The 10,717-nt window shown below is 45.5% G+C and carries 10 protein-coding genes; 6 read left to right on the top strand and 4 right to left on the bottom strand.

Annotation, left to right across the window (positions count from 1 at the left end; all coding sequences use genetic code 11):
• Positions 1-230 (top strand): T9SS type A sorting domain-containing protein (locus ABIO93_RS21680; protein WP_348071537.1); only part of this gene is annotated, 230 nt, incomplete at its 5' end.
• 10 nt (positions 231-240) lie between these two features.
• Here the strand turns inward: ABIO93_RS21680 and ABIO93_RS21675 are convergent.
• Positions 241-378, bottom strand: coding sequence for a DUF2256 domain-containing protein (locus tag ABIO93_RS21675; RefSeq protein ID WP_348071535.1), 138 nt, complete (start codon positions 376-378; stop codon positions 241-243).
• A 202-nt stretch (positions 379-580) separates the two neighbouring features.
• Between ABIO93_RS21675 and ABIO93_RS21670 the strand changes: the two genes are divergently transcribed.
• From ABIO93_RS21670 to ABIO93_RS21650, 5 genes are all read left to right on the top strand, one after another.
• Positions 581-811, top strand: a complete 231-nt coding sequence (locus tag ABIO93_RS21670; protein WP_348071533.1) for an EamA family transporter — start codon at positions 581-583, stop codon at positions 809-811.
• Positions 812-886: 75 nt separating this feature from the next.
• On the top strand, positions 887-1,567 hold the full coding sequence (locus ABIO93_RS21665; protein WP_348071531.1) for a response regulator transcription factor: 681 nt from the start codon (positions 887-889) through the stop codon (positions 1,565-1,567).
• A 5-nt stretch (positions 1,568-1,572) separates the two neighbouring features.
• A complete protein-coding gene (locus ABIO93_RS21660; protein ID WP_348071529.1) occupies positions 1,573-2,829 on the top strand; it encodes a HAMP domain-containing sensor histidine kinase in 1,257 nt (418 codons plus the stop codon).
• An 86-nt stretch (positions 2,830-2,915) separates the two neighbouring features.
• Positions 2,916-5,390, top strand: a complete 2,475-nt coding sequence (locus tag ABIO93_RS21655; protein ID WP_348071527.1) for a TonB-dependent receptor — start codon at positions 2,916-2,918, stop codon at positions 5,388-5,390.
• A 186-nt stretch (positions 5,391-5,576) separates the two neighbouring features.
• Positions 5,577-6,419, top strand: a complete 843-nt coding sequence (locus tag ABIO93_RS21650) for a helix-turn-helix domain-containing protein (RefSeq protein ID WP_348071525.1) — start codon at positions 5,577-5,579, stop codon at positions 6,417-6,419.
• A 215-nt stretch (positions 6,420-6,634) separates the two neighbouring features.
• On the opposite strand, the gene ABIO93_RS21645 is transcribed toward ABIO93_RS21650, so the two are convergent.
• From ABIO93_RS21645 to ABIO93_RS21635, 3 genes are all read right to left on the bottom strand, one after another.
• Complete coding sequence (locus tag ABIO93_RS21645) at positions 6,635-7,141, bottom strand: heme-binding domain-containing protein (protein WP_348071523.1); 507 nt, start codon at positions 7,139-7,141, stop codon at positions 6,635-6,637.
• A 42-nt stretch (positions 7,142-7,183) separates the two neighbouring features.
• Positions 7,184-8,314 carry an efflux RND transporter periplasmic adaptor subunit gene (locus ABIO93_RS21640; RefSeq protein WP_348071521.1) on the bottom strand — a complete coding sequence of 377 codons (1,131 nt, stop codon included), beginning with the start codon at positions 8,312-8,314 and terminating at the stop codon, positions 7,184-7,186.
• Between the two features lie 9 nt (positions 8,315-8,323).
• A partial coding sequence (locus tag ABIO93_RS21635) for an efflux RND transporter permease subunit (protein ID WP_348071519.1) occupies positions 8,324-10,717 on the bottom strand: 2,394 nt, incomplete at its 5' end.

Raw genomic sequence — 10,717 nt, 5'->3', positions numbered from 1 at the left:
CTAATCCTGTGGATGATCAGTTTTCCGTTCACGTTGAAGGTGCAGGGGGAGAGAAAGTGAGGCTGCAATTGCTGGACGTCTCCGGCCGCACGGTCCTGGATAAGGTGGTGACCGCAGAAACAGATACTTACCAGGAAACGATCCCAATGACTCAAAAGCAAACCGGAATGTACATCCTGCGGGTCAGCACGGCCACACATACGCAAAGTTTGAAAATACTAAAACGATAGGAGCACATAGTCATTTTGCACGGCGGCACTTTTCACTGCAATACTTGACTTCGTCCCAAACTTTCTCCCACTTCTTCCGCCAGGTAAATGGCCTGCCACAGACGACGCAAGTCTTCTGCGGCAGGTCTTGTTTTTTGGTTCCTTTCATACTGCAGTTTGGTATAGGGCGAGTTCCTAATTCGGATTCAGTAACTTACGAAAAGCAGCGGGCGAAAGACCGATTTTCTGTTTGACCATTCAAACCAGCGCACTCATTGCCTTTCTTTTTTTAAAATTTTCCAGACACTTGCGGTTAGCCCCACTTTAATTTCACTTTTGCCAAAGGAACCATCTGAATAGAATGAAGATATGTGGAAATATTATGCTTTCTCGGCCTTTCAGGAATTGCTACCGGTCTATCCTGGATATTTTATTTCAAAGCGTTGGAAACCGGCGACGTTTCAAAAGTTGCACCGATCGACAAGCTGAGTGTTGCGATTGCCATTGGCTTAGCAATTTTAATATTAAAGGAGCCCGTTGACTTGAAAACGATACTTGGCGCGCTGATGATTGTTGGTGGCACTATCGTGATCATCTGGTAACGTGCATCTCTCCAAAAATAATTCAGATTGTAGGATCATCTTTATAGATTCATAGCATACAAATATCAGATATTCATGAAATTACTGGTCATTGAGGATGAGAAAGAGCTTTCAGACAGCATTTGCTTTTATCTGAACTCCGAGCAGTTTACCTGCGAAACAGCCTATGATTACCCCAAGGCGCTGGAAAAGGTAATGATCAATGAATACGCCTGCATTATACTGGATATCACCTTGCCGCGTGGCAACGGCCTGGATATTCTGGCAGAACTGAAAACGATGAACAAATCAGAAGGCGTTTTAATCATCAGTGCGAAAAATTCACTGGATGACCGGATTAAAGGCCTCAACACCGGCGCCGACGATTACCTTACCAAACCCTTTCATCTTGCTGAACTCGGCGCGCGGGTGGCCGCCATCGTCAGGCGCAAATCATTTGACGGCAAAACCCGGATTGCTGTCGGGCCGCTCACCCTCGACTTGTTCGATCGTGTGCTCAAATCCGGCGAGCAGCCTATTGCATTAACCAAAAAAGAATATGAACTGCTGCTGTATTTTTTGAGCAACAAAAACCGGGTTGTTACCAAAGAAGCCATTGTAGAACATCTCTGGGGCGATGATATTGATATGGCAGACAGCTATGATTTTATTTATTCCCATATCAAAAACCTGAGAAAAAAACTGATGAATGCGGGTTGCGAAGACTACATAAAAGCGGTGTACGGAATGGGCTACAAATTCAGTATTGACAACTGACTGCTATGAAGCTATTCACCCGATATAACCGCATCAACGTGACCGTAATGGTCGCGCTTTTCATGCTTTCGGGCATTTGTTATTACTTTCTGGTCAGCTATGTGTTGGTTCATGAGCTGGACGAAGCATTGGAGGATTACCGCGGAAGGATTGAAAATTATTTGGAAAAACATGGAGAGCTGCCCCCGGTCGCTCCCATGGACGAAACGCGGGTTAGCTACAAGAAGGTCAATGATCCGGTCAAAAGCGATTCGCTGGTAACCGTCATTATTTCAGACCGGCGGGAAAAGCGCTCTCACAATTATAGACAGCTCAGCTACATACAAACTGTTGACAATCAGCATTACCGCATTACCCTGGCCAAACCGATTGAAGGAGTGAGGCTGCTGACGAGGACCGTAGTAGGGATTACCATTGCGATGCTGCTAATTGTGATCGTTACGACAATTTTTCTCAATCAGGTAATCCTTCGCCAGCTCTGGCAGCCTTTTTACCTTTCGTTAACAGCGATGAAAAGCTTCAAACTTGGTAAAAAACAAATTCCTGATTTTCCTGTTACAGACATTGAAGAGTTTTCCTACATGAACAAACTACTGGGCGATACGATCACTACCGCTGAGTCGGACTACCAGATCCTGAAAGAATTTACTGAGAATGCGTCACACGAAATCCAGACGCCGCTGGCCATCATCCGCTCAAAACTTGATTTGGTAATCCAGGAGGAAGGCCTTTCTGAGAAGCAAACGCAGGCATTGGCCAGCATTTATTCGGGGATAAAAAGGTTGAACAAACTTAACCAGTCACTATTGCTTCTGGCGAAAATCGAAAACAACCAATATGCAGAAACGCAGCTGGTAAACCTGCTTGAAAGTGCGCAGGAAAAGATCTACCAGTTTCAGGAATTCTGGCTAAATAATGAGATCGCCTATCATACGAATCTGCATCCGTCTACGATAAGGGCTAACCCGGAACTGATAGACATTCTGCTTAACAATCTGATCGGCAATGCAGGCAGACATAACAAAGAAGGCGGAACGATTTCCATTAAACTCACTGCCAATGAATTGCACATTGAAAACACCGGTCCGCCCAGGCAACTGGACGCCGATCGATTGTTTCGCAGATTTTACAAAGAAGAGCAGCACAGCCAGCGTAACGGGCTAGGGCTATCGATTGTAAAGCAAATATGCGATCAGCTGCGAATCAACATTCACTATACTTTCTCCAATGGTCTACACCGGTTTACATTAAAGTGGAATTAAATTTTCCGGAATAGCATACTTCAAAGCTTTTCTCTAAAAATTCTCCAGAATTGGTCGCTACGTTTGCTTCATCATCAGACGTATCCATGAAGCCAGTCATTTCTTCCGCATTCCTACTCCTATTTTTCTGGACCGGCGCATTCGCCCAGAATAAATCAAACATTAAGATAACCGGCAAAATCGCCGACGCAGCGACCAGCAAGCCTGTTGAGTACGCTTCCGTCGGACTCACCGACCAGGCCACCAACAAAGTTGTGAACGGGGCGGTCACTGACTCGACGGGATATTTTGAAATCACGGGGATTGGCGCAGGGACTTTTACTGTTAATATTGATTTTATTGGTTACGAGAAAAAATCCGTCAAGGATGTAAATCTCGGTACCGGAAGGAAAACGGCGGATCTGGGAAACATTACACTAACCTCCTCTGTAAAAACACTGGCCGAAGTGATAGTCACCGGGCAGGCAGCAATCATTGAAAATCAGATCGACAAGATTGTTTTTAATGCGGCCAATGATGTTACTTCCCAGGCTGGTGTAGCACTCGATGTTCTCAAAAAAGTGCCGCAGGTCTCCGTGGATATTGATGGTAATGTGGAATTGCAGGGAAATCCGAATGTGCGTTTCTTGATCAACGGCAAGCCTTCCAGCGTTTTTGGCAGCAGCCTCACCGATGCCCTCGCATCTATTCCCGCTAACCAGATCAAAAGCATTGAAGCCATCACCAGCCCGGGAGCCAAATATGACGCGCAGGGAACGGGCGGGATTATCAACATCATCCTCAAAGACAACCGGCTGCAGGGAATCAACGGAAGTGTAAACTTGGCAGCGGGTACACGACTTGAAAACGCTTCTGTGAATTTGAATTTCAGAAAAAACAACTTCGGTCTCAATGCTTTTTTCAGCGGCAACAAACAATTAAGCTCCCGCACGCCCAGCGCGCAGGACCGGCTTTCGACCAACCCTACGGATAATACCCAAACCCGGCTTTTGCAAAATGGCTATCAGGATTTCCAAAGAAGTGGTTACCGTTCCGGAATTGGTTTCGATTGGAGTATATCAAAAAAGGATAACCTGATCGGGGCGGTGGGTTACAACAATTTCAATAACAGCAGCAGTGGCATTACCAACACTTCCCAAACGCTTTTGGACCGATCCGGCTTTCCGCTTTCCAACTCCGAGATCCTCCGCAATTCAAGCAGCAAAGGCGGCATTGGTGCGATCGACTGGAACTTGAATTATATCAAAAAATTCCGAAAAGATGGTCAGGAACTGAATGTGCTGTACAGTTCCAGTTTTGGAAAGCCGCGTAATAGCTACTATCAGCTGCAAAACCTGACTTCTGAAAAGGTACCATACGCGGGAACTTCCGGAAATACGCCTGGAAACGACAAGCAGACCAACATTTCGATCGACTACTCCCACCCTGTCAAGAAAGATTTCATCATTGAAACCGGGGTCAAAACAGTTTTGCAAAACATTAGCAGCGTCGCCGATATCCGTGTTTTCAAACCCTCATTGAACCAATACATTCCCGACGTGGCGCAATCCTACGAGCTAGGCTATGATATGAAAATTTACGCGGGTTATTTGTCGACTACATTCTCACTTTTCAACTTTTTAAATGTAAAAGCCGGTGCCCGTTTCGAGCATACGGATGTAAAAATTGACTATCCCAACACTTCGATCCCTTCCTACAATAACCTGGTACCATCGCTTATTTTCTCTCATAATTTTAAAGATGAGCAGTCGCTGAAACTGGCTTTTACGCGCCGGATCGAACGGGCCGAATACCGGGATATTAACCCCTTCATGAACCTGAGCGATCCTTATAACATTACCACCGGAAACCCGCTCTTAAAGCCAGAAATCGGGAATAATTTTGAATTAGGTTATAATAAATCCTTCAAAAACGGCGGAAATCTATATATCGCATTGATCGAGCGGATCAATACCGATGATGTGAAGCCATACACGGTCCTTTACCCGACTTATCTCATCGGGGACTCGACCTACGTCAATGTCTCGGTTACAAACCGCCAGAACATTGGTATTGAATACAATTCCGGTGTGAGTGTTTCGGGTTCCATGCCGATCAGCAGCCAGCTAAACCTGCGGGGAAATTTGATGGTAACTCAAAAACGCGTTGTAAACGACCTGCTCGCTGGGAATGTGACCAACGGTACCAACTGGCGGTTCAACCTGAATGCGACTTACCAGCTTCCCAAAGATCTGATCCTGGAAGGTTTTGGAAATTACTCCTCTGCCATCAATACCATTCAGGGAAAACGCCCGCAGCAGTTGACTTACAACTTCGCATTCCGCAAGCAGTTCAACCACAAAAATGCCAGCATTGGTTTTACCGCCACCAATCCGTTTACCAAATACATCAGCCAGGTTACGACCATCAGAACAGGCAATTACATCTCAACCAATACCGTGCTTGTCCCCTACCGCTCATTTGGAGTGAGCTTTACCTACAAGTTCGGCAAGCTCGAATTTAAGAAGGGCAAAGAGCAGGGCAATGACTTTCTGCACAGCGCGCCCAGCGGTGATAATTGACGCACCCTATCTATCGGATATTTATATGAGAAACATTTTTGGGTACCTGGCGGCACCGTTTCATAATTGCGATTTTTTACCACCAAGGCGATGGGTTAAATATTCATTTTTGTGCTGTAACTAATTGATAAGCTAGCATATCATGAAATCTATAATTGCTATCTTTCAGCAAAATAAGACGTCGCTATGATTTGCAAACGTATCTCACCAGCTTCGACCGTAAGCAGCTATGTGAAAGAGTATTTGCTGTTGCATATGGTTTTCGACCACGATGCCCCCGCGCCGGTAAAAGCGTATCCGATCAATCCGGAAGAAGGAATGACGTTTCAGATTATTGGTAATCTTGTTGCCGAAAGTCCGGAATTAAAGCTTTTCGAAAAACGTCCGAAAACCTATGTATTCGGCCAGCCAGATTACCGCCAGAATTTTCACCTGACCCATGAATTTATGTTTGTTCATGTACGGTTCCAGCCAGGTGCGCTATTTCAGCTTTCGGGTATTCCCATGAACGAGCTCGTCCACCAGGGCGTAGATGCAGCGCTGATCTTTGGACAGGATATCGGTGAAGTCGATGACCGCCTTGCCAATGCGCCGGATTATGCATCGATCCCATCCATTTTGGATGCATTTTTCTTGAAAAGAATACTGGGATTAAAACATAAAATTCAGCCATTTGACAAAATTGGCAGACTGATCCTGGCCTCGCCGCAGCAATTCGATCTGGCAAGAATGGCTGATCAGGCCTGTCTGAGTGTTCGTCAATTTGAGAACCGCTTTGTAAGACAAATTGGGATTACACCCAAATATTACGCCCGGATTTGCCGGTTCTATCAGGCTTATGAAATGAAAGAATTTAATCCCGAATTGGATTGGCTCAGCGTCGCGTTGCATTCGGGGTATTCCGACTATCAGCATCTGGTCAAGGATTTCAAACAGTTTGCGGGAACCGCACCAAATGCACTCATTGAACAAAGCAATCAAAACCCGGAACGCCGTTTGAACATTGCGGGCGATTTCAGAGGTGTATAAAAACTTTCATCCAGTGAGGATCGTCGAATGACTACCGCCCGGTAGTCGTTATTTTCATTGCATATCCTCGCGCCGCTTATGGTGATTTCCATGTTTGCGGCGATGAAAACACAATATCTTAAAAACAACGTGCGTATGCGCGAGGCTCAGAATCTTGCATTTTATACCTTAAAATCTAGTATGTGAGCTGACTAAATTATCTTCCCAAAACGCTATTAACCTTCTGGATTACTCCTTCTTTTCATTTTCAGACTGTCGGCAGGATATTCTTTTTTCAACGTCGTCATTTGCTGTTTCGCCCAATTGATGAGCAACTCACGCTGCTGATCGTTTAGATTAGCTTCTTGATGCAGTCCGAAGAATGTATACGATTCCAGCGGCATTTCCTTTTTTTCGACCATTTCAATGATCTCATCAAACTTATGGTTCTGAACGGCGATGGGAAGTTGGAGGAATGTAGAGAAGTTGAGTTCCCGTTTCCCTTCCTGCACATGATGGTCCAAAAACCAGGCGACCGGCTGGATATTGACATACCATGGGTAGGCCGTTTTGTTACTGTGGCAATCGTCACATGCAACCCTTAACAGCTCTTTTACCTCACCGGAAACGGGATATTTCAGGGCAATATTGTTTGTCTGATCGTCGGACAGATTTTTTCCGGGTCTGATCACTTGAATGATAACCAGGATGATAAGCAAGCCAATTAAGATTTTCTTCAACATGATTTCGAGAGGTTAAGGTGAAAGAATGGACTGAGTCGGAAGTTAATCTTCCGATTTATTTTTCAAAAACATTAAAAGCGAATAGGTCCCTTTGACTACGCATAACTGATCTTCCAGCGGTTCTTTCGTAATAATTTCAGTTAGCCCGTTCTCCGAAGTTTTGGTTTGCACCTGTTTCATCTCAAAGCTGCGTTTGCCTTTTGGAATAAAAATATACTGCTTGTCTTCGTAAGTAACAATGGCATCGTCGGGCAGTACCAGAACGGAGCGACTGTCGAGCTGAATGTCGGCGTTCATGAACATGCCGGGAAGCAGATCTGGCTCGTATCGCTCAAAATGCGAATGCACTTCGGCGGTTCTTTCCGAAGATAAATCCCTGCTGATCAGAATGATTTCACATTGGTATTTTTTATCAGGCGCATTGTTGGTATAGGCCAGTATCTGCTGACCGATTTTGATTTTATCCAAATCCTTCTCAAAAACTTTCAGCGCCAGATGAATGTCAGCAGGATTGATCAGTTCAAAAAGAACATCCGTCGGTGACACATACCGGCCAATGTTGACATTGACTTTGGAAACGTAACCATTAATGGGGGAACGAATATTAACACTCCTGGAAATATTATCCTTGGTCAGCTTCTCTGGATTGATACCTGCCAGTTTCAACTTTTCGTAGAGTGATTTCATCATTACCTGTTGGCTTTGATAATCCGATTCCGCCTGTTGAAAGATCTTGTCGCTGCTCGATTTGCTTTTATTCAAATCTTTCTGACGCAGATAGTCATTTTCGAGAAAAGCCGCCCTCGCCAGGCCGGTCAAATAATCCTGCTGCAACTGAATGTATTGCTGGTCTTCCATTACCGCCAGGATTTCACCCTTTTTCACACGCGTTCCGGGCAACAGTTTTGTGGTTTGAAGATACCCGCCTAATGGTACACTGATCGAAACAATGTTCTGTGGCGGCACATCAATTTTCCCGTTCAGTTTTAAAACCGAAGATACCTGCTTTTTCTCTGGCAATGCCGTTGTAATCCCAGCATTCTGAATCTGCTTTTCGCTCAATGAAGCCACATTGGTTTCGATCGTTTTTTCGGTTGTTACCGGTTCGTTTTCAGCCTTTTTTGAACAGGACAGAAAAAACCACATAAGTACGCTGAAGATCAGATATTTCATCCTGCTAAGTTAGTTTTGGAGGTAATAATCGAGGTCAATCGCCTTGATGTTCAGGTTCATAACTGCATCCAGGTACAAGCTCCGGATCGATGTAGCGTGGTTAATGAGCTGTACCCATTGCAGGTAATTGATATTGCCGCCCGCCAGTTGCTGGTTGGCAGTCGCCGTAATCAAAGCCGCTTGTTGGAGTCCGCTCGTTTCATAGTATCGGACCATGGTCAGGAACTTGCGGTACTCTGCCAGCGCGGATAAATATTGAGATTTCAAGATTTGCGTACCTGCCTGATAGCTTTGCCGGCTGATATCCTGGTTTATGCGGGCACTATTGATACGCGCCTTTTGCGCACCAGCAAAAATCGGGATACCAATACCGAGCTGGGCGGATTGAAATCTTTGAGCAGCAGTGTAAGCTTTATCATCAGCACCTATGCCGCGCATGCTCATGTTGTTATATCCCAAATTGAGCTGCGGCAACAGTTTCGCCTTTTCGACATTGATGCTGGCTGCTGCAATCTGTTGCTGCTGCATCAGTAATCGCATCTGAGGGTGGTTATCGACCTGAACTGAATCTGAAATTGCCACCGGATTGTACACGTTACCCGTCTGCTGGGGTTCCGGGCTAGTCGTCGTATTGAGTAGTAACTGAAATTGCAGCCTGGACAAAGTTAGGTCAGATTCCAGCTGCTGCCTTTGCATTTGAATTTCTGCAAGCTGGGTTTCCACTGTCGTTTTTTCAAGAATGTCGCTCTCGCCTTTTTCAAACCGCTCCTGCGCCCTTTTGTAAAAACCGGTGTACAAACTATCCAGCGAAATCAGCAGCTCTTCTTTTTTCTTTTGGTATAAAAACAAATAAAATGCCTGCGCAACATTCCTTTTCAATTCATTCTCCCTGACAGCCACATTCAAAACGCTGGCTGATAGCTCACTTTGTAAAAGCGTCTTTTGCCTTGCATAAACAACCGGCAAACTGAATGATTGTGTGATGTTAAAGCGTGTGTCCGTATAAAAGCTGTTGATCTGCCCAGCCTCTATTTGAAATCCTGTTTGTGGTAATACTACAGCCGTCTTCATCAATGATTTGTGATACTCAACCCGGAGCTTTTCGATTTTCAGGTTCTGATTATTGGTCAATGCAATTTCCGTGGCCGATTTCAGGTCCAGTTGGGTTTGAGCGAAACTGTTTGAACTAGCGAGCATTAAAATGGCCGGAATAAATAAGGAAGCCAGCTTTGACTTCTGGTTCAATCTGAATTTAAAACCATTTTCAAAAAAGAGGTATAGAACCGGAAGTACGAAAAGAGTCAGAAACGTGGCAACCAAAAGCCCGCCGATGACAACCGTAGCGAGCGGCCTTTGGACCTCGGCACCAGCCCCATTACTGATAGCCATTGGAAAAAATCCCAGCGAAGCCACAAAAGCGGTCATTAATACAGGCCGGAGCCTGTGCTGTGTTCCTTCGAGAACCGCTTGTCTAATGTCTTTTTGCTCTTCTTTTCGGATGCGGTTAAATTCTGCTACCAACACAATTCCATTTAAGACTGCTACACCAAAGAGGGCTACAAAACCGATTCCAGCGCTGATACTGAACGGCATACCGCGTAAAGCCAGAAAGAATATCCCGCCAATGGCAGACAATGGTATAGCCGAGTAAATCAGCAATCCGTCTTTCACCGAGTTGAATGCAAAAAACAAGAGCACAAAAATGAGCAGCAACGAAACTGGCACGGCGATCATCAGACGCTGTTTGGCGGCGTTAAGGTTTTCAAAAGATCCTCCGTAGGTGATATAGTAGCCCGTAGGAAGTTTCAGGTTTTGCCTCACCTTGCTTTGCAGTTCATTGACAATAGTTTGCACATCGCGCCCTGCAATGTTAAAGCCGACCACAATCCGCCTTTTTGCATCCTCGCGCTGAATCTGGTTCGGGCCGTTTTGGATCTTCACTTCGGCGAGCTGATCAAGTGGAATCTGCGTACCATTAGGCGCGGCCACCAGCAGGTTACGGATATCTTCCAGGTTTTTCTTACGTTCGCCACTGAGCCTGACCACCAGTTCAAAGCGCTTTTCGCCTTCAAAAACCATTCCGGTACTTTGCCCGGCGAGTGCGGTATTGACTGTCCTATTGACCGCCGAAATATCCAAGCCATATTGCGCCAGCGCGCTGCGGTTGTAACGGATCGTAATCTGCGGCATACCCGAAACCGCTTCCACATATAAATTTCTCGTTCCTTCCACATGGTTGACCAGCGCTCCGAGTTTTTTCGCATAAAGCGCCAGGGTATCCAGGTCTTCCCCGAAAATTTTGCAAACCACATCCTGGCGTGCGCCGGTCATCAATTCATTAAAACGCATCTGGACTGGAAATTGAAATCCGGCCGTGATACCCGGTACCTCTTTGAGCGCTTC

Origin of the sequence: Dyadobacter sp. (assembly GCF_039919315.1) — a bacterium.
Taxonomy (GTDB): Bacteria; Bacteroidota; Bacteroidia; order Cytophagales; family Spirosomataceae; genus Dyadobacter.
This window is presented reverse-complemented; position numbering and strand designations above follow the sequence as displayed.

Bases quoted from the DNA above. Each gene is read 5' to 3' on its own strand.
- ABIO93_RS21665 (WP_348071531.1), top strand. From the start codon at position 887: ATGAAATTACTGGTCATTGAGGATGAGAAAGAGCTTTCAGACAGCATT.
- ABIO93_RS21650 (WP_348071525.1), top strand. From the start codon at position 5,577: ATGATTTGCAAACGTATCTCACCAGCTTCGACCGTAAGCAGCTATGTG.
- ABIO93_RS21640 (WP_348071521.1), bottom strand. From the start codon at position 8,314: ATGAAATATCTGATCTTCAGCGTACTTATGTGGTTTTTTCTGTCCTGT.
- ABIO93_RS21675 (WP_348071535.1), bottom strand. From the start codon at position 378: ATGAAAGGAACCAAAAAACAAGACCTGCCGCAGAAGACTTGCGTCGTC.
- ABIO93_RS21660 (WP_348071529.1), top strand. From the start codon at position 1,573: ATGAAGCTATTCACCCGATATAACCGCATCAACGTGACCGTAATGGTC.
- ABIO93_RS21655 (WP_348071527.1), top strand. From the start codon at position 2,916: ATGAAGCCAGTCATTTCTTCCGCATTCCTACTCCTATTTTTCTGGACC.
- ABIO93_RS21645 (WP_348071523.1), bottom strand. From the start codon at position 7,141: ATGTTGAAGAAAATCTTAATTGGCTTGCTTATCATCCTGGTTATCATT.